Below are 22,956 nucleotides of genomic sequence, written 5' to 3'. Positions count from 1 at the left end.
TGATGAAACTTTCACGACGTTCGCGAGCCGCCACGGCAGCCGGACTGGCAATTACCCTGGGCCTGACTCTGGGCGCCTGCGGCAGCAACAGCGGCGACGCCGCCGCCGAGGGCGACGGCAACATCACCTTCTCCTGGTGGGGATCCGATCCGCGGCACAAAGCCAATGAGGCCATCATGGAGTCCTTCATGGCAGCCAACGAGGGCATCACGGTCAAGGGCGATTACAGCGACTTCAGCGGATACTGGGACAAGCTGGCCACCACCACGGCCGGCGGCGACGCTCCCGACGTCATCACCATGGATGAAAAGTACCTGCAGGAGTATGCCGGCCGCGGTGCGCTGGCGGACCTCTCCGCCATGGACGGCCTGGACCTGTCCAAGTTTGACGACGCCTCGCTGGCCCTGGGTGAGTTCGAGGACGGGCTGTACGGCCTGAGCACCGGACAGAACGCCTACGTGGTCATGATCAATGAGGATCTTTTCAAGCAGGCAGGCGTGGAGATCCCGGACGACACCACGTGGACCTGGGACGACTACTACAAGATTTCCGCCGAGATCAGCTCCAAGCTCGACGGCGTCGCCGGCACCGATTACGGCGCCCAGGACGTGGATCTGCGCGTCTGGCTGCGCCAGCAGGGTGAGTCCCTCTACAACGAGGAAGCCGGCGAGGTTGGCTACAGCAACGAGAACGTCGAGTCATGGTTCCAGCACCTGCTCGATGTGCGCGACGTCGCCAAGGGCCCCAGCGCCGCGGAATATACGGAAGGCATCTCCGGCACCTTCGAAGCCGGCGCAGTGCCGACCAACAAGGCGGCCATGGGCTGGTACTGGTCCAACCAGCTGTCCGCCCTGCGCACCGCGTCCGGTTCCAACATCAGCATGCTCCGCGCGCCGTCGGACTCCGGCAAGGCTGAGGACAACGGCATGTACTACAAGGCATCCATGTACTGGTCCGTTTCGGCCAAGGCCAGCGATCCGGAAGCTGCCGCGACCTTCGTGAATTACCTCGCCAACAACGAGGACGCAGCAAAGAAGATGCTGGTGGACCGTGGTGTTCCGGTCAACCCGGACATGGCCGAAGCCATCAAGCCGGAGCTGAGCGAATCGGACCAGACCGTGGTGGCCTTCCTGGATGAAATCCGTCCGGACATGGCGGATGCGCCCAAGCCCTCACCCGTGGGCGCAGGCGGCGTCCAGGACGTCGTCAAGCGCTACGTCTCCAATGTCCTCTTCGACACGATGACTCCCGAGGAAGCCACGGAGCAGATGACCAACGAAATTGCCGGAATGATCAAGGCCGGCTAGGAACCCCTTCGGCCAGGGCTCCCTGGCCGGCAAAACCTTCGGGTTTGAGGGGAGTTCCCGGACCGTTTGCCCGGTCCGGGGACTCCCCTTTTTCACACCCGGTCCCATGACGAAGTCAAAGGAAGAATTCAATGAAGAAGCTTTCCCGAAAGTCCCGCGCCGTGACGGCCGCCGGCATGGCAATGGCCCTGGGGCTGACGCTGGGCGCCTGCGGCAGCAGCAGCGGCGACGCTGCCGAGGGCGACGGCAACATCACCTTCTCCTGGTGGGGATCCGATCCCCGGCATAAGACCAACGGGGCCATCATGGACTCCTTCATGGCAGCCAACGAGGACATCACGGTCAAGGGCGACTACAGCGACTTCAGCGGATACTGGGACAAGCTGGCCACCACCACGGCCGGCGGCGATTCCCCGGATGTCATCACCATGGATGAAAAGTACCTGCAGGAGTATGCCGGCCGCGGCGCTCTGGCGGACCTCACCACCATGGAGGGCCTGGACCTGTCCAAGTTCGATGACTCCGCACTGGCCCTGGGCGAGTTCGAGGACGGGCTGTACGGCCTGAGCACCGGACAGAACGCCTACACGGTCATGGTTAATGAGGACCTCTTTGCACAGGCCGGCGTGGACATCCCGGACGACACCACCTGGACCTGGGATGACTACTACAAGACGTCCGCAGCCATCAGCTCCAAGCTCGACGGCGTCGCCGGCACCGACTACGGCGCGTTGGACGTGGATCTGCGCATCTGGCTGCGCCAGCAGGGTGAGTCCCTCTACAACGAGGAAGCCGGCGAGGTTGGCTACAGCAACGAGAACGTCACCTCATGGTTCCAGCACCTCCTTGACGTGCGTGACGTAGCGAAAGGCCCCACGGCAGCCCAATACTCCGAGAGCATTGCGGGAACGTTCGAAGCCGAGGCCTTTGCCACCAACAAGGCGGCCATGGGCTGGTACTGGTCCAACCAGCTGTCCGCCCTCCGCACGGCGACGGACGCCAACGTGCGCATGCTGCGGGCGCCGTCGGCCACCGGCAATGCCGAGGATAACGGCATGTATTTCAAAGCCTCCATGTACTGGTCCGTTTCAGCCAAGGCCAGTGACCCGGCGGCTGCCGCAACCTTCGTGAATTACCTCGCCAACAACGAGGAGGCGGCCAAGCAGATGCTCGTGGACCGCGGCGTTCCCGTCAACCCGGACATGGCCGAAGCCATCAAGCCGGAGCTGAGCGAATCGGACCAGACCGTGGTGGCCTTCCTGGATGAAATCCGTCCGGAGGTGGCGGATGCGCCCAAACCGTCGCCGGTGGGCGCCGGCGGCGTCCAGGATGTCATCCTGCGCTATGTCTCCGAGGTCCTGTTCGAGAAGCTGACGCCGGAGGAAGCAACGGAGCAAATGACCCAGGAGATCTCCTCAATGATCAAGGCCGGCTAAGTACCGGGCCTTCGGAGGCAGCACCGAGGAATTCCCCGGACCGCACGCGTAGTCCGGGGAATTCTTCCCCAACGTTCCGCCGCCATCCGCAGCTAAATGCCAACCCTGAAGTCCAGCCCGTACCTGCACGCAGCACTCGAGGAAGTCAGCCATGGAAACTCCTGTCAGCGCAATCGGCGGATTCGAGGACTGGCCCGGATTCATCCGTTCGAGCCCCGGCTACACTGGCCACAGTCCGGCATCCAACAAACTTGCCGGCCTCCTGGGGGTGCCCGCCCTTTCGCGCTCCGCTCCGGAAACATCAGTCCAGTCGGTGCGCGTGGTCGACGGCGTCCGGATTACCGAACTGCGCTGGCAGCTGCCGTATGGGCCGCCGACCACCGGATACCTCGCCGCACCGACACGGGCCAGAGGCACCTTGCCCGGCCTGCTGTGGCTGCATTGCCATGCCGGCAACAAGTGGCTGGGCTGTGAACGCATCCTGGACCTCGGCCCGGAAACGCAGCCCGAAGCCTCCACCCTGCAGGAGACCCTTTACTCCGGCCAGGCGCCCGCCAATGCGCTGGCCAAAGCCGGTTTTGCCGTCCTGACCCATGACGCCTTCAGCTGGGGCAGCCGCCGCTTCGTGCTGGACCCGACGCCGCAGCGGACGGCGCGCGCCCTCGAAGCGCGCCGGGCTGCCTGGGCCGCGGAGGGAACCATTCCCACCGAAGCCATGACCTACGACGCAGCGGCAGCCGACCACGAAAACACGGTCGCCAAGGCCGCCGGCATGCTCGGCACCAGTTACGCCGGAATGGTGGCTTTCGAAGACCTCACGGCCCTGGCAATCCTGCGGAGCATGCCGCGGGTGAACCCGGCCCGGATAGGCACCGGCGGCTTTTCCGGCGGAGGCGGCCGCGCCCTCCTGCTGTCCGCCCTGGATCCGGACATCAAGGCATGCGTGGTGGCCTGCATGATGACCACCATCAGCGCGCTGTTTCCGTCCCATCTGGACTATCACTCGTGGCTGATGAACACCCCGGGGCTGGCGGCCGAATTCGACTGGCCAGACCTCGCCGCACTGGCCCCGGCCACGCGCTTTCTCGTTCAGTACGCCACGTCCGACCCGCTCTTTCCGCTGGCGGGAATGCAGGACGCCGACACCGCCCTGCGGCGGGTTCTGGACAATCCCGGACAGTACCGCGCGCAGTGGCACGACAGCGGTCACGTCTTTGACCGCGCCCTGCTGGACGCGGCGCGCTCCCATCTGTTGGAAGTGCTGCGTCCTCCGGCGGGCCGCTCCCCCACCAAACTGGCCGCTTCCGCCGCCACGACCTCGCCGGAAACCGCTTTCTCGCCTAGAGTGTAAGCCACATCACAAGACCAAGAACGGAAAATGCTTTGACGCCCCATCCTGAGCAGCACCCATCCCCCGCCCCGGTCACTTCCCGCAGCTCCCGGAACTCCGGCAGTCCCGGTGCCCTTCCCCGGATCGCCCTGGTGGGAATCCATGGTTTCGGCGCGCGCCACCTGCAGCGGCTGCGCCATCTGGAGGCGTCAGGGGTGCTGACGCTGGCCGCCGTGGCCGACCCGCGGCCCCCGGAGCCGGGCGAGCTGGATCCGTCAGTTGCCGTGTTCGACACCGCGCAGGAGCTGCTTTCGGCTGGAACCGCACCGGACGTCGTCATCATCGCCACCCCCATCCACACCCATGCCGACCTTGCCGTTGCGGCCCTCGAAGCCGGTGCCGATGTTTATCTGGAAAAGCCGGCGGCGGCGTCCATGGAGCAGTACCACCGGATCCTGGCAGTGTCGGAACGGACCGGGCGCGCAGTCCAGGTGGGGTTTCAGAGCCTGGGCTCCAAGGCCCTGGACGTCCTCGCCGGGACCATCGGACGGGGAGAACTGGGCACGGTGCGCGGCATCTCGGCCACCGGGCTGTGGGTGCGGGACCGGGACTACTTCAACCGCTCCCGCTGGGCCGGAAAACGGATCCTGGACGGCGTGGACGTGGTGGACGGGGTCATCACCAATCCCCTGGCCCACGCGGTTGCCACCGCGCTGCGCATTGGCGGCGCCCGTGGAACATCCGACGTCGACAGCGTGGAAGTGGATGCCTACCGCGCCCATGACATTGAGGGTGATGACACGTCGGTGGTCCGGCTGCGCACCGGCGCCGGGACAACCATCATGTGCGCGCTGACTGTTTGCGCTCCCGAACAGAAGGAACCGCTGGTCACGGTGCACGGCACACAGGGCCAGGCTGTCCTTTCCTACACCACCGACGAGCTGGAACTGACCACGGCAGCCGGCACATCCCGAAGCACCCATGCCCGGACCGATCTGCTGGAGAACCTCCTGGACCACCGGCGGAACGGCACGCCGCTGCTGAGCTCGCTGGCCGACTCCGGCGCTTTCATGACCGTGCTGGAAGCAGTGCGCAGCGCCGGCCCGGTCCATCCGATCAGCGACAGCCACGTCACGTGGGTGGGCAGTGGCGGAGCAGCCCACCCGGTGATCCACGGCATCGAAGACATCATCCTGCGTGCCGTCCGGTCCCAATCAACGTTCAGCGAACTGCTGGTGCCGTGGGCCCGCCCCGTGGCACCGGCCGAATCATTTGTCCTGGCCGGGTCCACCGTGGCCGAGCTTCGCTCCGGTGACGGCATCCGGGCCGACGCATCTCCGCGCCCCTACCTGCATCCGGTCACCACGTTGTCCGGCGTGCAGGTCACCGACCATCTCCCGTCCGATCACGTGTGGCACCTCGGCGCCGGGGTAACCCTGCAGGATGTCAACGGCGTGAATTTCTGGGGCGGCCGCACCTACCGCCGGGAAGCTGCGGGGTATGTGTGGCGCGATGACCACGGGCACATCAGGGACCGCGAAACCGATGCGTCGCCCAACGCCCTGGCCCAGGCCCTGGAATGGTGCGGACCGGATGGCAGCGTGCTGCTGACGGAACAGCGGAACTGGCACTTCACGGAATTGGACGGGGACAGCTGGCTGCTTGACCTGAACTTCACGCTGACGGCGGCCTCGGACCCGGTACTGCTGGGCAGCCCCGGATCCAACGGGCGCGACGGCGGCGGGTACGGCGGGTTCTTCTGGCGCCTTCCGGCCTGCACGGACGTGCGGGTGCGCACGGCGGACGCCGAGGGCGAGGACGCGGTGCACGGCAGCATCGCCCCGTGGCTGGCTTGGACCGCTCAGTTCCCCGACGGACCGGCAACCCTGGTGTTCGTGCCGGATCCGCAGGAAGACGACCCGTGGTTTGTCCGCTGCAGCGGTTATCCCGGGGTGGGTCTGTCCCTGGCCTGGGATACCCCGGTCCGGACCTCTTCCTCCGCTCCCATCTCCCGCTCGGTGAGCGTGGTGGTCGTGGACGGACGGGTGGACGACGACGGCGTGGCCCGGCTGGTGGCAGACCTCCAGGCGCAGGGAGCGGTCCGATGACCGGCATCCTTCCGGAGGCTGCCACGGCTGCCCGCCGCGTCCCGCCGTCGTCGGCCGCTGACCGGCGGGTCAAGCGACGCCGCGTCCTGGACATCCTGGACCGCGCGGAAGCTGAGTCAGTGCTGTTGACCTCGCAGGCCGCGCTGTCCTGGTACCTGGACGGCAGCCGCGTGCACATCAGCCTCGCCGGAGACCCGGTGGCCGCAGTGCTCGTGGAGCGCGACGGCGATCATATGGTCACCTTCAACAACGAGGCGGAACGGCTGGCGGCCGAGGAGGTGCCCGAGGGCATGGCGCTGCTGGAGCTGCCCTGGTATGCCAATCTTCACCAAACCGCGGACTGGTTTGAGGGCGACGGACCACCGATGATGGAGGCTGATGTGGCCCGGGAACTGCGGGATGCCCGCCGGTCCCTGCTGCCGGCCGAAACTGCACGGTATGAAGAGCTGTCACGGGATGCGGCCGCGGTCCTGACGGATGTCCTTGCCGTTGCGGAGCCGCAGATGACCGAGCGGCAGGTCGCCGCCGGGCTGGCCGGACGGCTGGTCGAAATCGGCGCGGACCCGGTGGTGCTGCTGTGCAGCGGCGCTTCCCGCGCCGAATACCGGCACCCGCTGCCCACTGACGCTCCGCTGGGACGCCGCGCCATGGCTGTTGTCTGTGCACGGCGCGACGGGTTGATCGCCAATGTCACCCGCTGGGTGCGGTTTGGTCCGGCCGATGCGGCGGAGGCCGACGGCGAGGCCCGCATCGCCGAGGTGGAAGCGGCAGCCTTTGCCGCCACCGTTCCGGGTGCCCGGCTATCCGATGTCCTGCAGGCGCTGCGCACGGGCTATGAAACGCATGGTTTCGGTTCGGACCAGTGGCGGCTGCATCATCAGGGCGGTGCGGCCGGCTATTCCGGCAGGGACCCGAGGGCCACGGAAGCCACGGATGACGTCATCGTTCCACGTCAGGCCTTTGCCTGGAATCCGTCCGGCCCCGGGGTGAAGGTTGAGGACACCGTCCTGTTGGAGGACGGCGGCATCAGGGCCCTGAGCATCGACGAGCGCTGGCCCGCCTTCACGGTGGCCGGCCGGTTGCGGCCGGCCACCCTGGAGCTCTAGCGCTTTTCGGGCTCCCGCGCTCGTCGGTATCTAGCGCTTTTCGGGATCCCGGCCGGTGAGACTCCGGGCTGCTTAGCCCCGGGGCATGGCGTGGACGAAGTCCAGGCCCAGCCCCGGGGTTCCGGACGCCGTCAGGACGCCGCCGGCTATCCGCACAGGCGCATCCGCCCGGAGCGCCCCCAACTGGCCGAACGAGGCGTCTTCCACGTCTTCCACCCAGACCGGTTCCGCCAGCGTGAGCGCAAGCTGTCCGGACAGCTCCGGCAGCAGGTGCGGAGCAACCCTGAGGCTGTGCGTCCGGGCAAGTTCCACGATCCGGCGGAACGGGGTAATTCCGCCGACGCGGACGATATTGGGCTGAACGACGTCGACGGCGCCGGCGGTGATGAAGTCGCGGAACCGGTAGATGTTGTGCACGTTCTCGCCCAGGGCTATCGGCACCGAGGTGCTGCGGCGCAGCTGCTTGTAGGCCCACAGATCATCGGCACGAAGCGGCTCCTCGAGCCATTCCAGGCCAAAGGGCGTCAGCGCTTCCACCGCCTGCAGCGCGGCGGGCAGGTCCCAGCGCTGATTGGCGTCGATCATGAGTTTGCGGTGCGGGCCCAGGACGTCGCGGACCGCGGACACCCGGTCAACGTCCTCGGCCAGGTCAGGTTTCCCCACCTTGATTTTGACGGCCTGCTTGCCCTCGGCAACCCAGCGCTGAACCTGCTCCACCAGCTCCGCCTGGGAATAGTGCAGGTTCACTCCGGACCCGTACACGGCGGCGCTTTCGTGCCGCCGGCCCAAGTGGTCGGCCACGGAGCGCCCGGCGGTCCGCGCCTGCAGGTCCCACAGCGCCAGATCGACGCCGGCCATCGCTATGGTGGTCAGTCCACCGCCGCCGGCTTCGTGCAGGTGCTTCCACAGGAGATCCCACAGGACCTCGGGCTCGGCCGGGCGGCCGAGCACAAATTCCCTGATGTCGTGATCCAGCAGGGCCTGCACGGCGTGCGGCCCGATGGTTGGCGTCCAGGAGAAGCCGTAACCGGTGCCGGCCTCGGTGGCGATTTTGGTGACTATGACGTGGTTCTCCGCTGCACCGGCCCCCCACGGCCGGTGCAGCGGAAGCGTCAGCAGGCGCGTGCTCAGCCCGGTGATCTTCGGAGCGGTCACTGTGCGCTCTCCGAGCAGACCCGCAGCTCTGAGCGCCAAGACCGGCGCGGCTCCCAGCCCAGCAGGTCCCGGGCCTTGTCGATGGAGAAGGCCGGCGAGGCACCGGTCAGGCCGGCGGCAAGGTCCCCGCTTCCCGGCACGAACCTTGGCAGCAATTCGGCCAGCGGCGCCTCTGCCAGGGCATCGGCGGCGCCCACGAAAAAGACCTGCGCGTTCGGGATTTCCGGCAGTTTCCGCAGCAGGACAACCAGGAAATCGGCTGCGTCCCGTGCGTCGAGATAGTTGAACAGGGCTGGAGCGGACAGCGCCGGATCCTGCAGGCGCTCAGACAGGGTGTGCCCCTGCTGCGTGGGTGCGCCATCCCATTCCTCCGGTGAAATCACGAAGCATGGCCGGAAGGCCGCATACCGGATCCGTTCCCCGTTGGCGGCCGCGAACATCTGCATGGTCTGCTCCGCGAGCAGCTTGGACAGGGCGTAGGCATTCCATGGCCGGGGCGTGGTGGTCTCGTCCAGCGGCAGCCGTTCCGGCAGCCATCCCGCCGGGTTACCGTAGCCCAGAACTGTGGGGCTGCTGGCGGTGATGATGCGCTCCACCCCGGCATTGGTGGCCGCTTCGAGCACCGCGAACGCCAATTTGGCGTTGGTCTGCAGGATGACGTCTTCGGGTGCGCTGAACGGAACCGCGATGGCGGCCAGATGAATCACGGCGTCGGGTTCATACGCGGCCATTAGGCGGGCCGCCTCGCCTGGGGCGGCCAAATCAACCGCTTCCTGCACGACGCCGTCGGCCACCTCGGCGAGGGCCTCCCGGTCCGCGGAAATGACCGCGTAGCCGGCTTCCGCGAGTCCGGCGACCACGCTGCGGCCCAGCCGTCCGGAGCCTCCGGTCACCAGCACCACTTCCCGGTTCGGGGCTGTCTTTTCCCTGTTATGGGCGGTTTCTTCCATATTCAGGGCCGTCTCTCCCTTGCTGCGGGCGGCTGTTTCCTTGGGTCCTGCCGCCTCATCACGCATTAGAGCGCATCCCGGCGGAGGTCTGCGCCAAGGCCCAGTTCGCTGATCCGCACCGGCAGTCCCGTGGCCAGGGATTCATTCCCCGCGATTCCCACGGCCACGGCACGCAGCCCGTCCAGATAACCGGACGGCCGGCCCAGCGGATCCTCGCCGGGTCCGTTGAACAGATCCGAGAGCAGGAGGGCGTCGCCGCCGCCGTGGCTGCCGGCGCCGTTGAGAATCGGCACTTCGTAGGCCGGCTCCCAGTGCCGCTGCACCACCAGGCGTTCACCGTTCACGCGCACGGCGTCATCCTCGGTGACGGGTGTTGCGGAGGGGTCCAGGACGTTTTTGGTGTCGGTGCTGCCGGTGACTGCGGCGCGCTCCACCACCTCGAGTTCGGCGCGGCCTTCCGTGCCGTTGATGGCCACGCGGTAGCCCTCCCACGGGCTGTGGGCGTTCAGCGAGTAGCTGAGCGTGGGGCCGCCGTCGTAATCCACCACCAGCGCCAGGTTGTCCTCGATGGTGATGCCGTCGGAAAAGACGTCCAGGTCCCGGCGGTAGCCGTCCAGGTGCTCGGTGTCCAGGTACAGCTCCCGCAGCCGCGGATCGTCCCGCAGGTCCAGGGCAAAGGGATCCTTGGTGTCGGCGTCAACGGTGCCGCGCTCGGGGCGCTCTCCCAGTCCGCGGCCCGCGGCGTTCTCGGCTCCGTAAAACCGCAGCCCTCCGGAGGCATAAACGCGCGCCGGTGAATCATCAATCCACCAGTTCACCAGGTCAAAGTGGTGGGAAGCCTTATGCACCAGCAGACCGCCGGAGTTCTCCTTTTGGCGGTGCCAGCGGCGGAAGTAGTCGGCACCGTGGACGGTGTCCAGGACCCAGGTGAAGTCGACGGAGGTGACGGTCCCAATGACACCGCTGGAAACGATCTCCTTCAGGGCGCTGTTGCGTGGGGAGTAACGGTAGTTGAAGGTCACCACAACGCTGCGGCCGGTTTCGGCAACGGCCTCGTTGATGCGGCGGCAGCCCTCGGCGTCGATCGTCAGCGGCTTTTCCACCACCACGTCGGCACCTGCGTGCAGTGCTTCGACCACGTAGTCGGCGTGAGTGTAATCGGGGGTGGTAATAATGACGCGGGTGATGCCGTTGCCGCGGATAAAGGCCGTAAGATCCGCAGGATCAAACACCTGGGGTGCCTGCACGGAACCGGCACCAATCTCCTTCACGAGCCGCTGGTAGTACTCCACCCGGCCGGGGTTGACGTCGCTCAGGCCTGCCAGTTCGGCGGCATCAGCGTGGTCGGTCAGGACAGCGCGGATGTACATCTCCGACCGTGCGCCGGTACCCACCAGTGCCAGCCGGGCTTTGGCAGGCCGTTCTTCCACGGCGGCTCCGGACGTGGATTCGGCGGAGGAGGTAGCGCCGTTGCTAACTGCGGGAGTCATGACTATTCCTTTCGAGGGCGGGCGGAAGTGTCCGCACCGCGGGGCAGTGCCCTGAAGACTGGTGGCGGGCCGCATGAGAAAACGCTTTCTCTCTGGCATATGCTTATCAAACCGCAGTGACCGCGTCAATGATCCATTCACCCTGAGAGGTCAGCCCCACAAATGACAAAGCAGCCACGCCGCATCGGAATTGCCGATGTCGCCAGCAGGGCCGGCGTTTCCCTCGCCACTGTCTCACGCGTCATGAACGGGAGCTTTACCGTGGACCGTGGCATCGCGGCCCGGGTCCGGGCAGCGGCCGAGGATCTGCAGTACCACCCGAACCCCCTGGGCCGCAGCCTGGCACTGGGCAAGAGCGAGACGATTGGCATCCTGGTTCCCGATTTGGCCAACCCGATGTTCCAGGCCGTGCTGCGCGGCGTCAGCATGGCTGCCGCACGGGACGGATACCGCGTGCTGATCGCCGATTCGTCGGAAACCTCGAGCGAGGAGCACGTCCTGGCCTCCGACGCGCGGCGGCGGGGCGACGGCGTCGTCCTCTGTGCTCCGCGCATGAGCGATGAGGAACTCGAGGCTTTAGCCCCCACCCTGCAGCCCATGGTGCTCATCAACCGGACGTTGTCCGGCGCCGCTCCCACCTTGACGGTGGACTATGCCGACGGGATCCGGGCCCTCGCCGAGCACCTGTTCGCCCAGGGACACCGCAAATTGGTTTTCCTCTCCGGGCCCGAAAGCAGCGCGTCCAACCGTCTGCGCCTGCAGGGGCTGGAGCAGTTTACGGCGGAACATCCGGAGGTCAGTCTGCAGATCCTGCCCGGCGGCGTGAGTTTTGCATCGGGCCACGGTGCCGTCCACGACGTGCTGGCCACCCAAGCCACAGGCGTTCTGGCGTTCAATGACCTGGTGGCCATGGGTCTGCTTAGCGGACTGCATGAGCAGGAGGTTTCAGTACCCGGCGAAATGTCGGTCACTGGGTTCGATGACATTGAATTCTCCGCGTACACCTCACCTCCGCTGACCACGGCTACGGTGCCACTCAACGAGCTCGGAGAACAGGCCTGGCAACGGCTCCACGAAATGCTGCATCCGTCTGCGGAGGGTACGGCCGTCGAATCCGGTGCAGCGGCCGGGACCGTTTTTCCCACCACCCTGCAGGTTCGGGGCAGCACGGGTCCGGTTCCCGGGGCTTAAGCCGTGAGGCGCCCGGTAACGCTTCTTTGGGAGGACCCGGCCAAGAGGCCCCGGTCCTAGACGCCGGCCACAACGTTGTCGGCGATGGCTGCTGCGAGCACGTCGACGACGTCCCGGTTGGCCAGCGGATTGCTCATCAGGGTGAAATCCACTTCACCCAACGGCGGCAGCTCCAGCCGCCTGCCCACCTTTTCCAAATCGGCCGGGACCAGGGATGACGGCAGCACCGACAGCCCAATTCCGGCACGGGTTGCAGCCAGGATGCCGTTGACCTCCCGGGTGTTGCAGGTGACCCGCCAGGTCCGGCCTGCGGCTTCCAGCGCCTCAATGGCAAAGCGGCGGCTCAGGCTGGGATGCGGATAGGCCACGAGCGGAACCGGAGCACCCTGTTCCAAAACTGTTTCTTTCAGCCCCACCCAGACAAACCGGTCACGGCGGACATCCGTCCCCTGACCGGCGTTCGTACCCTGACCCGAGTGGGCCCCTTGACCAGCGTGGGACCCTTGACCAGCATGGGACCCCTGATCAGCGCGCGTCCCTTGATCGGCGTTGACGGCAGTCTTGATGAACACCAGATCAAGCTGTCCGGCCTGCAGCCGGCGGTGCAAGCGGTCGCTCTGGCTGACGGTCAGCTCGAGGTTGATCTGCGGATACAGCCGGCGGAAGCGGCGCAGGATGTCCGGTAGACGGGTCAGAGACAGGTCATCGGCGCTTCCGAAGCGGATGCGGCCGCGCATGGCGGAACCGGAAAAATATGATTCAGCGCTCTGGTGCGCGGCCAGGATGTTCCGGGCAAAACCAGCCATGGCATCGCCGTTGTCGGTCAGGCGCACTGTCTGGGTGTCGCGCTCCAGGAGGATCCGGCCGCATGCGGCTTCGAGCTTGCGCACGTGCTGGCTGACGGTGGGCTGGGCCAGGTTCAACCGGGCGGCTGCTCCGGTGAAGCTCAGGGTTTCCGCCACGGTAAGGAAACTCAGCAGCTGTGCGGGCTCGTACATTTTGCCTCCGGTTGCTCCGTTGCCATTACTGCCATTACTGCCATTACTGCCATTACTGCCATTACTGCCATTACCAGGCCTATATCCCACCGCATCAAACCAGGCCGTGCTCATAACAAACCGCAATGAGGTTGATAGGGAGCCTACTCCGTCCATTCCTGCTTGTCCCGAACTAGGCTGAATCGCATCACCGCACCGCGCACGGCACCCGCTTCTTCGCTCACAGGACGTTCCTTGGCACACCGCACACTCCAGCCCCCTTCACCGCAGGACCCTTCCCCTCGAGACCCTTCTCACGCTTCATCCAGGATCTCTTCCGACGCTTCGCGCCAGGATCCTCCCCACGCTTCGCCCGGGAATCCATCCGGCCACACAACAACCCGTTCCGAGCCTGTGCCGTGGCGCGACACTTTCGCATCGCTGAGGATCCTGAACTTCCGCCTGTTCACTGCTGCCCACCTGGTAGCAGTGGTGGCCATTTGGATGCAGCGCATTGCCCAGGACTGGCTTGTTCTGGAGCTGTCCGGGAGCGTCACCGCGGTTGGCGTCACCACGGCCTTCCAGTTCCTGCCCACTCTGCTCCTTGGGCCGCTCGGCGGAATGGTTGCGGACCGGTACTCCAAACGGATCCTGCTCATGGTGAGCCAATCCGCCGCCGCAGTGCTTGCCCTGGGCCTTGCAGTCCTGGCCCTGACCGGCGCCGTGCAGGTGTGGCACGTCTACCTTGTGGCACTGGCACTGGGTTTGGTCACCGTCATTGACCAACCCGCACGCCAGGTTTTTGTCCACGAGATGGTGGGGCCAAAACACCTGCGCAATGCCCTGAGCGTCAGCTCCTCCGTCTTCCAGCTCGGCGCCATGGTCGGGCCCGCGGTGGCCGGCGTGCTGATCGGTGCGGTGGGCGGAGGCTGGGCCTTCGCCATTAATGCCGCAGCCTGCAGCTTCACCGTCTTCATGCTGGGACGGCTGCGCACTGACCAGCTGTTCAAGACCGATCCGGCGCCGCGCACCAAGGGAATGCTCCGGGAAGGCGTGCGGTACGCACGCACCACACCCACCGTGTTCTGGCCCATGGCCATGTGCGCGTTCGTGTCAGTCTTTGCCTTGAGCACGCCGGTGCTTATGGCTGCCTTCGCGGACCAGGTGTTCCGCAGCGGCGCCAACGGTTTCGGGCTCCTGAACACCCTGGTCGCCACCGGCGCCCTCGCCGGTGCAATCGCGTCAACCCGGCGGCGGACACTGCGGCTGCGGACAGTCATTGTCAGTGCGGCCGGTTACGGCTGCGCGCTGGCCGTGTCCGCCTTTTCGCCGTCGCTGCCGGTCTTTGGTGCAGCCATGATCGTGGCCGGCTTCTGCTCCATGCAGTTCATCACCAGTGCCAACCAGCTGGTGCAGTCCACCACAGCAGTGCCGATCCGCGGGCGCGTGATGAGCCTGTACATCATGGTGCTCATTGGCGGGCAGGCAGTGGGCGGACCCCTGACCGGATGGTTTGCCGAAGTCCTCGGACCGCAGGCAGCGATCTTTGTTGCCGGCGCCGTACCGGCGCTGGCTGCGGCATGCATCGGCCTGATCCTGGCACGGCAGGTCCAGCCGCGGCCCGGGGGCTGGACCAAGCCGCTGTTACGGATCCCGGCCAGAGCCGTGGCCGGAACCATGAGCTGGAGCAGGTCCCGGGTTAGGACTGCGGGCAGGAAGTCCCCGCCGGAAGCATGAGAGCCCCCAGGGCGCGGCCGAGGTCTTCACGAAGGAAGTGGAAGGGATGATCCAGCGGTAGCAGCAGTCCCGTTTCGGATTTGCTACCGTAGGAGGTCAAGACCGGATCCCGGTCTCCGGACGACGGTTCAGTACCCGGACAGCGACAAGACTGGCCAAAGGAATCTGTCATGGCATGGGTCATTCTTGTTCTTTCCGGCATGTTGGAGGCCGTCTGGGCGACGGCGCTCGGCAAGTCACAAAACTTTCGGCGCCTCTGGCCCACCGTCATTTTCGCCGCGGGCATCGTTCTCAGCATGGCCGGCCTCGCCGTCGCCATGCAGTCCATCCCGGTGGGCACCGCATACGCCGTGTGGGTGGGGATCGGCGCCGTCCTGACCGCCGCGTACGCAATGCTGTTCGGCGGTGAGAAAGCCACGGTCATCAAGGTCCTGCTGCTGCTCGGTGTGGTTGGCTGCGTCGTCGGCCTGAAAGTGGTGGGCTAAGCATGCCGTGGATTGTTTTGCTCCTCAGCGCCGTCCTGGAAGCCGTGTGGGCAACCGCCCTGGACGCTTCGGCAGGCTTCACGGTTCTTGTGCCGTCCCTGATCTTCCTCGCCGCCGGCATTCTTTCCATGGTGGGTCTCTCCTACGCCATGAACTTCATTCCCATATCCACCGCCTACGCGGTGTGGACCGGGCTGGGCGCGGTGCTCACCGTGGCCTACGCCATGGTCTTCGGCAACGAACAACCCGGCCTGCTGAAAATCCTCTTCCTGGCCGGCATCATCGGCTGCGTGGTCGGATTGAAGTTCGTTGAATCGCCCGCCAAGGCTCAGGGACAAGAAGACGCCGACGGCGGGCAGTCCCCGGCGGAGCCCGAAACCGGACAATAGGAGCACCCCCTGCCTGCTCTTTTTGCGGCGGCTCTTTCCAAGGGGGTTTAACCGGGACGATACTGCTCTGGTCGCCGGCGTGACGCTCCGGTGACCCCAGGTACACCGGCAGCGACGATCGGAGCCTCCCATGGCCACGGCAGAAAGCTCGTCCTCCTCTTCCCTTTTCCGGCGCAAGCCCATCGACGAGGTGGAAGACGAAACAACCGGCAATAAGCTCTTCAAAAGCCTTGGCCTGTGGCAGCTCACTGCCATCGGCGTTGGCGGCATTATCGGCATCGGCATCTTTACCCTCGCCGGCCTGGTGGCCAACGGCGGGCCTGATGCCCCCGGCGTCGGGCCCGGCGTACTGATTTCCTTCCTGATCGCTGGCCTCGCCAGCGCGGCTGCAGCCCTGTCCTACGCCGAGTTTGCAGGTATGGTTCCACGCGCCGGCTCGGCCTACACCTACGGGTACGTGGCCCTGGGCGAGATCATCGGCTGGTTTATCGGCTGGGATCTGCTGCTGGAATACACGGCCATTGTGGCGGTGGTCGCCATCGGCATTTCCGGCTATTTCACTGAGTTCATGGCCGGCATCGGCATCAATGTTCCGGCCTGGATGCAGGGCACGGGAGACACCGTGGAGGGCGGCGTCATCAATGTCCCAGCCCTGGTGGTCTGCCTGTTCATCACCTGGATCCTGAGCCGCGGCACCAAGACCTTTGGCCGGTTTGAGCTCGTGGCGGTGGCCATCAAAGTGGTGCTGATCCTGTTCATCGTGGGTCTTGGCTTCTTCTATATCAATCCGGAGAACTACTCGCCGTTCCTGCCCAATGGCTTCGGTGCGGTGTTCACCGGCGCTGCCACTGTGTTTTTTGCGGTGTTTGGATACGACGCCATGAGTACGGCCGCCGAGGAGGCCACCGACGGCAAGAAGCACATGCCCAAGGCGATCCTGCTGTCGCTCGGTGTGGCCATGGTGCTGTACATCCTGGCCACACTGGTCCTGACCGGCATGCAGAAATACACCGACATCAGCCCCACCGCCGGGTTTGCCTCCGCCTTCCAATCCGTCGGACTGCCGGTCATCGCCACGGTGATTTCGGCCTTTGCCGTACTGTCCATCCTCACTGTCATGCTGACATTCCTTCTGGGAGTTACCCGCGTCTGGTTCTCGATGAGCCGCGACGGGCTGCTGCCCGGCTGGTTCTCCGGCACCGACCGGCGTGACACTCCGCAGCGGGTGACCTGGATAGCCGGCATTGCCTCAGCTCTGCTCGCTGGTGTCTTTCCCATCCGGGCCGTCGCCGACCTCACGAACATCGGCATCCTCGCGGCCTTCGTAGTGGTGAGCGTTGCCGTCATCGTCCTGCGCTACCGCCAGCCCGATGCACCCCGTGAGTTCCGCCTGCCGTTGATGCCGTGGATTCCGGCCTTTGGCGTGCTCTCCTCCGGGTTCCTGATGCTGCAGCTGCACTGGGAAACGTGGCTGCGCTTCGGCGTCTGGCTCGTCATTGGGCTCTTGATCTACTGGTTCTACGGACGGCGGCATTCGCTGCTGAACCCGGGAAGCCCACGGCTCGCCCCGCCGCCCGCGACGGGCACTGCGTAGCCGCCGGGCAACGTCACCGGGCGCGGCCCATGTCTCGGTCCGCACCCGCCCTCCCGTCACCGGAGGCGCAGCCGCAAGCTGTCATGGGACACCCCTGAAGTGGTCCGTTCGGACGTCCCGCTCCACCCTGGATCCTCCTTTCGGCGGACGACGGCGATGATGCGGCCTCCTACTGTTGCTGCCATGGAACTTGCTCATTTTGGTGCTTTGGCCGTCCTCGCGCTCGTGGACTCCACCAGCTTTGGCACGCTGCTCATTCCGGTCTGGCTGCTGCTGGCTCCGGGCAGGCTGCGTCCCGGCCGGATACTGCTGTTTCTAACGACAGTGGCGGTTTTCTACTTTGCGGCAGGGCTGGCCATCCTGTTCGGCGCCGGCTTTGTCGTCGAAAACTATGGAACGTTCTTTGAATCACGCGGGTTCTCCGTCCTCCTGCTCGGCGCTGGCATAGCCCTGCTGGCATGGAGCTTCCAGCTCGAGGCCAAGGCAAAACGGGAGAAGGCCGCCCGGGTTCCGGCGCAAATGCCAACCCTGGCTGACCAGCCGGGAGCCAATGGCTCCGGTGCCGATTTTCCAGGCCGGGCTGGCAGTGTTCCAAACGGTGTTGGCAGCGTTCCGAACATTGCTGGCAGTGTTCCGGGCGGTGTTGGCAGCGTTCCGAAGGGTGTAGGCAGTGTTCCGGGCGGTGTTGGCAGCGTTCCGAAGGGTGCAGGTAGTGTTCCGGGACCCGATTCTGGCATACAGCACGGAGTTAGCGGCGACGGCCCTGCTGCCGCCGGGACCGCGGCAGGCACCCTTCCCTCGGGGCGGCTCGCTCGATGGCGGTACCGGGCGGTGGGCTCCGACTCTCAAAGTGGTGGGGCCGCAGCCCTGGTCGGCCTGGCTCTTGCGGCTGCCACCCTCGAGCTCGCCACCATGCTGCCTTATCTGGGCGCCATCGGTTTGATCAGCACGGCCGACCTGGCCTGGCCCCTCCCCGGCGTCGTCCTCGCGGCCTATTGCACGCTCATGATTGCACCCGCGCTGGTGCTTCTGGCCGCGCGTTTGACCGCTGCCCGGCGGGTGGATCCAGTCCTGAAAAAACTGGACGGCTTCCTGAGCCGGACATCCACCAACACGTTGTCCTGGGTGACGGGGATTCTGGGTGTGGTGCTGGTTATCAACACCGCCGGACACGTCTTTAGCGGATGACGGGGACCGAATCTTACGTTCAAATTAGTCGTTCGTGCGGCGACACAGTATTTTCCGGCGCACCGGTGAGTAAGATTCCCGCATAAAGGAGCTATTATCTGCTTGAGGACCTGCTGGGCTGGTCCGGTAGCTGGGGGAATAGAAATGGGCGGGGAGTCTCAAGAAGTGCCTATTGCGCGGAAGAAATCCGCAATGCTTTTCCGTCGCGGTCGCACCATGCTGGTGATCGTGGCGGTGTTCTGGCTGTGGCTGCTGCTGGGCAGCGCCAACTTCATTGCCAGCCTCTTTGAGTCCCCCGTGTATGCCCTGCTGGCTCTGTACGGGCTGGGTGTCCTAACGCTCATTTCCCTGCTGGTCGCCACGGTCTCCGTTTTCTATCTCGTGGCTAACCGCCCTTCCGACACCAAGCTTCCCGAGCGTGAAGCGGCCCGCCCAAGCTTCTCGGAGCTGGCACCCGTGATCCGCCTGGTTCCGCGCCGGGTTGCGGACCACAGTGTCGCGCTGTCCAACAAGGCCGCCGCGAAATGGCGGGATCTGGCCTCCTGATCTGACGGGATCTGGCCACCTGATCTGAGCCGTCCCCAGCGGGACGGTCCAAAGTGTCAGAGCCGCGCGGCATGGTTATCCCATGCCTCCTGCATCCCCGCCGGTCCCGCCGGTTATCTCCCTGCCTGCTGCCTCCGGCCCGGTTGCCTCCCGCCCTCCTGGGACAATCACGCACGCCCCGTACCGCCGCGAGCCCTACGTCCGGTGCCGCACGCCGTCGTCAGTTATTGACGGGAAGGCGGCAGCGTGGACGCGCACCGCGGTCCTTCTGCACTGGATCGACGACGGCGGGCGCGCACACAACCGCTGGGTTCCGGCGGTGGCTGTGCAGCGTATACGCCGGGATGATTCGGCGTGGCAGGACCCTTATGACGACTGGTCCTTCTACTACCCGGAAACTGCTGCAGCCATGCCCTTCGCTGCGTAAGTGTCCACGTCTGCAGTTCCGCGGCCTGCATTTCCTTGACATGATGCGCACCGCGCAGGCTTATGGAGGGAGGGCGGAGCGCCCGCAGGATCCAGCAGTTACACCCCTGGAGTGGAGCACTGAATGGAATTCAAGGGCATCATCGAGGTCGCCGGGGAAATTGTGGATTTGGCAGGGGTGGCGGTGATTATTGCCGGTGCCGTGATTGCCACGGTGTCCGTTGTCCGCACACTCCTGCGCCGCACCGGGCAACCGGTGTACGAGCCCTACCGGCAGCAGCTGGGCAGATCCATCCTTCTGGGCTTGGAGCTGCTGGTGGCCGCAGACATTATCCGCACCGTTGCCGTTACTCCCACTTTTGAATCGCTGGGCGTACTGGCCCTCATCGTCCTGATCCGAACCTTCCTCAGCTACACGCTGCAGCTGGAGGTTACGGGCAGGCTGCCCTGGCAGTCACGCGGAACATCCGGAATCTCCCCTGCCCCGCCTGGTTGAGGTGCGGTTCGGGCGGTTGAGGTGCGGACGGGCGGCTAAGGTCCGGCGGGAGGAATCAGTTAGCGGCCCTTACGCATTCCGCCGGGACACGACTATCAGGCACACGCTCAGACCCAGCGTGAGAATCCCCGTCGGGTTGGCCAGCGCTGCCGACATCCCCACTACCTCTTCGCCCAGCAGCACCGACATAACCGAGCCTTCCCTCCCGGGTGGGCCACCGACGTCGGGCACCAGGAACCCAAACGCACCGCCGGCCAGCCAAGTGCCCAACAGCAGGAAGGACGTCCGCAGCGGTGCGCCGAAGGTTCGGCGCCGGGTTGCGGCGACCGTGATGCGAACAGCTGAAACCAGCAGGAGCACTGCCAGAAGTGGTCCCACCGTGGCCGTGAAGATCACCACCAGCGGTCCCTCGACACCAAAAAGGGTGCGTCCCGCCGTAATCCACAGGGGGACCACCAGCGCCATGGGGATGCTCAGAGCTGCCACCGCACCGCGGAAGATTGTGCTTGGGTGGAGGCCGGATGGGCGTGCGATGGTACTCATGCCTACACACTATGGTTCGGCCTCATGACTGCATGCATTCCGCCCTGCACCCTGCGGAAGGTGGAGGCGGCGGCTCGAGATGTCATCACTGGGTATGAGGTGCTGACGTGGCAGCAGATCCTATTCTGGACTGGCGGGGTTAAAGCACAGACAGGGGATGCGCCCGCTGGGGTGGTGATTCCCCTTCATCGCTTGTTTGGCCTCTGTTCATGAAGAAGGAGCAAGGTTTGCCCTATGCCTATCGAATACCTTATGTGGGCTCCCCTGGTGTGTACCTCTGTGATTTTGTACATCACTCTGGCGCTGGGTGCGCTCTTCAGCATTGCCAATTCAGGCTGGGTTTCCCCTTCTTCCCGTCGCCTCTGGGCAGCGGTGGTAATTCTGCTGCCCATCGTCGGCTCCGTGTTATGGCTGGCTGCGTCCCATCGATACAACACGGCCCACCGCGACGACGGCGGGTTGGCCGGGCACCCGCAGACCGAACCAGGCACAGCGGAAACGGGCAAGACGGCGGCCGGCGGAAATACCGGCCAACTCCCCTCCGTGCAACGCGTCCGCAAGAGTGAGGGTATCTAGACAGGCGGGGGCATCTAGAAGAGCCAGCATATTTAGTATTTAGAAGGCAGGCTGTCAGAGGCGCTTGACTGTTTAGACGGGTCAGGCTGTTGAGACGGGTCAGGCTGTTGAGAAGAGCTTGAAGGGTTTTGGTCGCCCTAGAAGGGCGGCGGGTCGTCTCCATAGTCGTCTGGGTCGCTTGTGGAGATTGCGGTGCTTGCGGTGCCCTGGGAATCCACCGAGTTCGCAGATTTCAGAGCTCCCGCTTCACACACGTCGCCCAAGCTACTAACCGCTCCTGCACCGCCCGAGCTACCTACCGCACCCACGCTACCTACTGGACCCACGCTGGCAGAATTCAGGGTGAGGTGGGGTTCGGTGCGGTACTTGCGTCCTCCCGGAGAGGTCCATTCAATGATTCCCGGGCTGGGTTGGCAGGCTTTCCAGAAGCCTTTGGTTTTGAACATGTGGTGCCGCCGGCATAAATGCTCCAAATTGTCATGATCGGTGGCCCCGCCCTGGGCCCAGGGTGTGGTGTGGTCGATTTCGGAAATGACCGCGTTGGTCCGGCAGCCCGGGAACCGGCAGGTCCCGTCCCGGACCCGCAGCACCTGCTTGAGGCGATCCGGTACTTTCCGTTTCCGGCCGATCCGCAGGAACTCTTCGGTTTCCGGGTCCCGCTCCACCGGTGTCCATTTCGCAGCGTCCCGGGCCATCTTTCGTGCCGTGACCGGGCTGATGGGTCCGTAGCCGTGCAGTTCGGCGGGTTGTTCGTCGGCGCCGAAGAGGGTTTCGGCGCTAATCAGGACCAGGATCTCTGTCCGGGCCCGGGCCCGGGCCCGGGCCCGAGCACGCGTCCGTCCCTGGTTGTGGCTGCCTGTCCGGTGGCTCCCGCGGCCGCCCGCCTCATCATGTTGGTCCGCCTCTTCGCGGTCCTCGTGGTCCTCCGGGTCGTTGTGGCCCTCGAGGAGGCTGTCCATGATGTCCGCCCGCAGCTGATCCACCGTGCGCGGGTCTCCGGCGGCCTGCTCGCCGCGGGCGGCGAGGCTGAGCTGGTGGAAAAACGCCTGCGCTTTCTGGGCCGGCAGCAGTGCCGAGAGCCAGGACATCCCGTCGCACTCGGGCTGCAGGGTTACCCGGCGCCGGTCAAAAGCACTGCGCTGACGCACCACGATGGTTTCCGGATACGTGGTTTCCCGCAGCTGCCTGGCCCGGACCCGGAACTGGGTGTGGGTTTGCTCCGGGGCCAGGCCCAGCAGCCGGGCCTCGAAGCCGGGCAGTTCGGCGGGCGGGATGTTCTGGGACTGATCCACGATGGTCTGGACGTGTCCGTAACTGATGTGCCCGGTTTCCAGGGTGTGCAGGGTGGCGGTGTGGGTGGTGCACAGGGTTCCGGCCTCGCTCATGAGCATCATGGCGGTGTTCGTGGGTACGTGCAAGATGGCTGCTGCTTCCTCCGCGGCGAGGCTGAACGCCAGACCGGGATCGAGCAGGCCGGTGTCCTTCAGGTATTCATCCCGGAACAGGACCTGTATGCGGGTCAGTGTTTTGGCCTGCTGGGCCTGCGCCCACCGGATCAGGTGATCCAGGCGGGACAGGACGGCCCCGGCCTGGTCCTGGGTCAGGGACTCCACAGCTTGCAGGGCCAGGGACCCGGTCAACCCGTCCCGGTGACCGGTACCGGTCACCGGAGCATCGGACCCCGGAACCGCAGGATCAACCGCAGAACCCGGAACGGAAGGAACAGGAACGGGCGAAGGAACATCCCGGGCAGCAACAGGATCAGCAGCGTAAATTGACAGGCTGAGTGCCGTCTGCCTGGCGGCTGCGCCCTGTCCACTGGCCACTGCGTCCTGTCCAAGGCCCACTGCGTCCTGTCCGCTGCCGGCAGTCTTGCCGGGAAAAGATCCGTTCTGATCCATGTCTTCAGGCTTTCACCCGGCACTG

The 22,956-nt window shown here is 65.5% G+C and carries 21 protein-coding genes and 1 riboswitch; of the genes, 15 read left to right on the top strand and 6 right to left on the bottom strand.

What is annotated here, in order from left to right:
* Window positions 1–2: 2 nt before the first annotated feature.
* The 5 genes from AAE021_RS17115 to AAE021_RS17095 all read left to right on the top strand — a co-directional run bounded on the left by AAE021_RS17115 (window position 3) and on the right by AAE021_RS17095 (window position 7,287).
* The gene (locus tag AAE021_RS17115) at window positions 3–1,307 is read left to right on the top strand and encodes an ABC transporter substrate-binding protein (RefSeq protein WP_342023492.1); all 1,305 of its coding nucleotides are present in this window, start codon (window positions 3–5) and stop codon (window positions 1,305–1,307) included.
* Between the two features lie 131 nt (window positions 1,308–1,438).
* A complete protein-coding gene (locus tag AAE021_RS17110; RefSeq protein ID WP_342023491.1) occupies window positions 1,439–2,743 on the top strand; it encodes an ABC transporter substrate-binding protein in 1,305 nt (434 codons plus the stop codon).
* Window positions 2,744–2,894: 151 nt separating this feature from the next.
* A complete protein-coding gene (locus AAE021_RS17105; protein ID WP_342023490.1) occupies window positions 2,895–4,094 on the top strand; it encodes an acetylesterase in 1,200 nt (399 codons plus the stop codon).
* A 32-nt stretch (window positions 4,095–4,126) separates the two neighbouring features.
* The gene (locus AAE021_RS17100; RefSeq protein WP_342023489.1) at window positions 4,127–6,181 is read left to right on the top strand and encodes a DUF6807 family protein; all 2,055 of its coding nucleotides are present in this window, start codon (window positions 4,127–4,129) and stop codon (window positions 6,179–6,181) included.
* Window positions 6,178–7,287, top strand: a complete 1,110-nt coding sequence (locus AAE021_RS17095) for a M24 family metallopeptidase (protein WP_342023488.1) — start codon at window positions 6,178–6,180, stop codon at window positions 7,285–7,287. Before AAE021_RS17100 ends, AAE021_RS17095 begins: the two co-directional genes overlap by 4 nt.
* Before the next feature lie 72 nt (window positions 7,288–7,359).
* Here AAE021_RS17095 and AAE021_RS17090 read toward each other — a convergent pair whose 3' ends face one another.
* The 3 genes from AAE021_RS17090 to AAE021_RS17080 form a co-directional block, all read right to left on the bottom strand.
* Window positions 7,360–8,442 (bottom strand): mandelate racemase/muconate lactonizing enzyme family protein, encoded by a 1,083-nt coding sequence (locus AAE021_RS17090; RefSeq protein WP_342023487.1) that lies wholly within the window; start codon window positions 8,440–8,442, stop codon window positions 7,360–7,362.
* Entirely contained in the window at window positions 8,439–9,392 is a 954-nt protein-coding gene (locus AAE021_RS17085) for an NAD(P)-dependent oxidoreductase (RefSeq protein ID WP_342025452.1), read from the bottom strand. Before AAE021_RS17085 ends, AAE021_RS17090 begins: the two co-directional genes overlap by 4 nt.
* Window positions 9,393–9,457: 65 nt before the next feature.
* Window positions 9,458–10,882 (bottom strand): Gfo/Idh/MocA family oxidoreductase, encoded by a 1,425-nt coding sequence (locus AAE021_RS17080; RefSeq protein ID WP_342023486.1) that lies wholly within the window; start codon window positions 10,880–10,882, stop codon window positions 9,458–9,460.
* Between the two features lie 162 nt (window positions 10,883–11,044).
* On the opposite strand from AAE021_RS17080, the gene AAE021_RS17075 reads away from it, so the two are divergent.
* Entirely contained in the window at window positions 11,045–12,073 is a 1,029-nt protein-coding gene (locus tag AAE021_RS17075; protein ID WP_342023485.1) for a LacI family DNA-binding transcriptional regulator, read from the top strand.
* Between the two features lie 56 nt (window positions 12,074–12,129).
* Here the strand turns inward: AAE021_RS17075 and AAE021_RS17070 are convergent, their stop codons facing one another.
* Window positions 12,130–13,071, bottom strand: coding sequence for a LysR family transcriptional regulator (locus AAE021_RS17070; RefSeq protein WP_342023484.1), 942 nt, complete (start codon window positions 13,069–13,071; stop codon window positions 12,130–12,132).
* 393 nt (window positions 13,072–13,464) lie between these two features.
* On the opposite strand from AAE021_RS17070, the gene AAE021_RS17065 reads away from it, so the two are divergent.
* The 8 genes from AAE021_RS17065 to AAE021_RS17030 all read left to right on the top strand — a co-directional run bounded on the left by AAE021_RS17065 (window position 13,465) and on the right by AAE021_RS17030 (window position 19,911).
* A complete protein-coding gene (locus AAE021_RS17065; RefSeq protein ID WP_425362416.1) occupies window positions 13,465–14,787 on the top strand; it encodes an MFS transporter in 1,323 nt (440 codons plus the stop codon).
* 95 nt (window positions 14,788–14,882) lie between these two features.
* A riboswitch (guanidine-III (ykkC-III) riboswitch) is annotated at window positions 14,883–14,947 on the top strand.
* A gap of 10 nt (window positions 14,948–14,957) precedes the next feature.
* On the top strand, window positions 14,958–15,272 hold the full coding sequence (locus tag AAE021_RS17060) for a multidrug efflux SMR transporter (protein ID WP_342023483.1): 315 nt from the start codon (window positions 14,958–14,960) through the stop codon (window positions 15,270–15,272).
* Window positions 15,273–15,274: 2 nt separating this feature from the next.
* Window positions 15,275–15,661: a multidrug efflux SMR transporter gene (locus AAE021_RS17055; protein ID WP_342023482.1), complete on the top strand. Its 387-nt coding sequence runs from the start codon at window positions 15,275–15,277 to the stop codon at window positions 15,659–15,661.
* A gap of 130 nt (window positions 15,662–15,791) precedes the next feature.
* Window positions 15,792–17,255 (top strand): amino acid permease, encoded by a 1,464-nt coding sequence (locus tag AAE021_RS17050; protein WP_342023481.1) that lies wholly within the window; start codon window positions 15,792–15,794, stop codon window positions 17,253–17,255.
* A gap of 183 nt (window positions 17,256–17,438) precedes the next feature.
* The gene (locus tag AAE021_RS17045; RefSeq protein ID WP_342023480.1) at window positions 17,439–18,443 is read left to right on the top strand and encodes a GAP family protein; all 1,005 of its coding nucleotides are present in this window, start codon (window positions 17,439–17,441) and stop codon (window positions 18,441–18,443) included.
* 192 nt (window positions 18,444–18,635) lie between these two features.
* On the top strand, window positions 18,636–18,989 hold the full coding sequence (locus tag AAE021_RS17040) for a hypothetical protein (protein ID WP_342023479.1): 354 nt from the start codon (window positions 18,636–18,638) through the stop codon (window positions 18,987–18,989).
* Window positions 18,990–19,071: 82 nt separating this feature from the next.
* A complete protein-coding gene (locus tag AAE021_RS17035; RefSeq protein ID WP_342023478.1) occupies window positions 19,072–19,416 on the top strand; it encodes a hypothetical protein in 345 nt (114 codons plus the stop codon).
* A 123-nt stretch (window positions 19,417–19,539) separates the two neighbouring features.
* Complete coding sequence (locus tag AAE021_RS17030; RefSeq protein WP_342023477.1) at window positions 19,540–19,911, top strand: DUF1622 domain-containing protein; 372 nt, start codon at window positions 19,540–19,542, stop codon at window positions 19,909–19,911.
* 69 nt (window positions 19,912–19,980) lie between these two features.
* Here AAE021_RS17030 and AAE021_RS17025 read toward each other — a convergent pair whose 3' ends face one another.
* Window positions 19,981–20,454, bottom strand: coding sequence for a hypothetical protein (locus AAE021_RS17025; protein WP_342023476.1), 474 nt, complete (start codon window positions 20,452–20,454; stop codon window positions 19,981–19,983).
* A 234-nt stretch (window positions 20,455–20,688) separates the two neighbouring features.
* On the opposite strand from AAE021_RS17025, the gene AAE021_RS17020 reads away from it, so the two are divergent.
* The gene (locus tag AAE021_RS17020) at window positions 20,689–21,030 is read left to right on the top strand and encodes a PLD nuclease N-terminal domain-containing protein (RefSeq protein ID WP_342023475.1); all 342 of its coding nucleotides are present in this window, start codon (window positions 20,689–20,691) and stop codon (window positions 21,028–21,030) included.
* A 137-nt stretch (window positions 21,031–21,167) separates the two neighbouring features.
* Here AAE021_RS17020 and AAE021_RS17015 read toward each other — a convergent pair whose 3' ends face one another.
* Entirely contained in the window at window positions 21,168–22,931 is a 1,764-nt protein-coding gene (locus AAE021_RS17015; RefSeq protein WP_342023474.1) for an HNH endonuclease signature motif containing protein, read from the bottom strand.
* Window positions 22,932–22,956: the final 25 nt, after the last annotated feature.

Origin of the sequence: Arthrobacter citreus, from assembly GCF_038405225.1 — a bacterium.
GTDB classification, from domain to species: Bacteria; Actinomycetota; Actinomycetes; order Actinomycetales; family Micrococcaceae; genus Arthrobacter_B; species Arthrobacter_B citreus_A.
This window is presented reverse-complemented; position numbering and strand designations above follow the sequence as displayed.